The following is a 2,326-nucleotide window of genomic DNA, read 5'->3' as shown; positions in this document are numbered from 1 at the left end:
CGGGGCTCCTGCGATTTCTAGCTGAAGAGCGATCTGCACGCCCGGTAAGAAGTCAGCAAGCTGCCCTGAGGGATCCCCTTATTCAGGATCCACTAGGGACCCCATGAACAACACGGTTTGGGCCGCTGGGTTGCCGCCGGATCCGGAGGCCACAATGGCAAACCAGAAGGGCCGATCTGCCACAAATTGAAAGGGCTCTTGCCGGTCGACAGCAGTCCGGGAGACGATCACCCCAGTAGCGGCTGCCGCCTCGGATCCCTCTTCGTTCACTTCAATTGCTGCTTTGTGCAGGACTCTGCTGATCCGCGCTGGCTCTGGGGTCATCTGGCTGAAGTCGGCTCGGTTGGAAAAGGCAACTCCCAGGCCCAACTGCTGCAGAACGGAAGTGAGATCCGTTTCATAAGCCAATTCAAATCTCGGGATCCGCACCGAACCTGCACGGGGGCGCAGGGATCCCGTCCATTCTTGCCAAGTTTCCGGGCTCAGCTCTGCCCGCAGCGATTCCAGCTTCACTCCCTTCTTGGGCAGCAGGATCAGCATTTCCAGTTCTCCTTCCCCGTAGGGCAGGCTCACCACCTGCAACTGCTCGGTTTCCAGGTAGTCGTAACGACCTGATTGAACCATCATGGGTACTCGGACGCGGCGGCCATCCAACCGAGTAAAGGGCTGAGTTTGGGTGCGCTCCGGATCGAAGGGCTGAGTCCACTCGCCTTTGAAGTAGATGGCATTGAGCAAAACCATCAAATCCTCGCGGCTGAGGCGATCCACAATGCGGTTGATCTTGCCCTGGGTGCGCTCGGCCACCCAGCCGTTGATCTGGTTCACCGTTTGCCGGGATCCCAAATTCACCCGATTCACCACCGCTTGGTAGTAGGTGGCCAAAGCCTGCAAAAACTGGGGCTGTAAGGTGAGGGTTTGATCCACCCAGAGGCCGTTGGCCATTTGCACCTGGACTGGCCCTCCTGCCGGGGATCCCTCCGCCAGCCAGCCCACCATTTGGGCATTGCTCCAGTTCAACTCATTGAGGGAAAGGTCCTGTGCCTCCAGCACCTCGGCCATTGCCGTTTGAGTCTCCCCAGAGGCGCCGTTGTAGAGCATGCTCAGGGCCAGGCGGATGCTCAAGGGGGAGAAAAAGAGGTTCTCTTGGGGCTGCTGACGGAGCAGGTGATCAAACAGTTTCAGCGCAAAGCGGCTTTGGGCTTGTTGGGCCACGGTCTTTTCCCCATACCCTTCCCCATAGGTCACCGTTGGCTCAAAGGGAATCCGCACCGGGGTTTCCTGTGAACGGGATCCCATCCCGTGAGTGGGCCAGAGGCCCAGGCTCAGTAAACCCAGCAGAGCCAGAAGAGGGATCCGGCTCACCGAGGATCTATTGAATCTATTGAAATTGAAATTGAAAGGGTCTTTCATACGGCTCTCCTGGCAGAGTCTATGGCTATGCTATCGGGTCGGTTGTGGACTTCCCTTGCCCAGGGCCGCCATTCCGGCTGCGCTCAAGGGGGAAAAGCACAGGCCGCTTCCGGCAAGCAAGAATTGGCAAGGCTCTCCCAGGGGGGAACTTCCTGCGTCTGGCTGGTCAAGTCGCAGCAGCAGCGTCTGGCGCGATAGGATGAAGCCTGCACAGGAGAGTGCCACATGGTTCTGTTCACGATACACGTTCCAAAAGGGTGCAGAGTCGCCTTGGGCCTGGCTCTACTGCTCCTGGGATCCGGCTTGGGATGTACTGCTGCCACGGAGAGATCTCCCGCCTCACAAACTCAGGTAACCGAAGCCATCTCTCCATCCCCCCCAGCCATAGGGCAGCCCCAGCAACTGCCGGTTGAAGCCGAAGTCACCCTTGCCGGCCAACGCTTTGAGCTAGAGGTGGCCCGCACCCCTGAGCAACAGCGCTTGGGCCTGATGTTTCGCACCGATTTGCCGCCGGATCGGGGCATGTGGTTTCCCTTTGATCCGCCCCAGCCAGCTTCTTTTTGGATGTTCAACACCCTGATCAACCTGGACATCATTTTCCTTCACCAAGGCAAGGTGGTGTACATTGCCGCCGATGTGCCCGGCTGCCCCGCCCAACCCTGCCCCACCTATGGGCCGCCTCCTTCCCAGTTGGTGGACGGTGTGCTGGAGTTTCGCGGCGGGACGGCTGCCGCTTTGGGTTTGGCCGTTGGAGATCCGGTCGAGATCCGAGAGCTTCAGCCCGTAGCCCCTTGATCTCTCCCTCCCTTGGGGACAAGGAAGACGGGCTCGAAGATGATCTTTTGAAGAATCTTTGCGATGATTTTTGAGGGTTGCTAACTAGGCCTACAGAAGAGCATGACTCTAGTCAATAATA

At 58.5% G+C, this 2,326-nt stretch carries 3 protein-coding genes; 2 read left to right on the top strand and 1 reads right to left on the bottom strand.

Annotation, left to right across the window (positions count from 1 at the left end; all coding sequences use genetic code 11):
• Positions 1–78: 78 nt before the first annotated feature.
• Positions 79–1,362, bottom strand: a complete 1,284-nt coding sequence (locus NW818_RS05905) for a serpin family protein (protein ID WP_414424069.1) — start codon at positions 1,360–1,362, stop codon at positions 79–81.
• 69 nt (positions 1,363–1,431) lie between these two features.
• Here NW818_RS05905 and NW818_RS05900 point away from each other — a divergent pair, with 69 nt between their 5' ends.
• Entirely contained in the window at positions 1,432–1,608 is a 177-nt protein-coding gene (locus tag NW818_RS05900; RefSeq protein ID WP_187147162.1) for a hypothetical protein, read from the top strand.
• A 72-nt stretch (positions 1,609–1,680) separates the two neighbouring features.
• Positions 1,681–2,205, top strand: a complete 525-nt coding sequence (locus tag NW818_RS05895) for a DUF192 domain-containing protein (protein WP_414344197.1) — start codon at positions 1,681–1,683, stop codon at positions 2,203–2,205.
• Positions 2,206–2,326: the final 121 nt, after the last annotated feature.

It is taken from the genome of Synechococcus sp. R6-5 (genome assembly GCF_047461775.1).
GTDB lineage: Bacteria > Cyanobacteriota > Cyanobacteriia > Thermostichales > Thermostichaceae > Thermostichus.
This window is presented reverse-complemented; position numbering and strand designations above follow the sequence as displayed.

What these genes read in the sequence shown, in the direction of transcription:
- NW818_RS05900 (WP_187147162.1), top strand. Translation starts at nt 1,432, where the DNA reads ATGGCTATGCTATCGGGTCGGTTGTGGACTTCCCTTGCCCAGGGCCGC.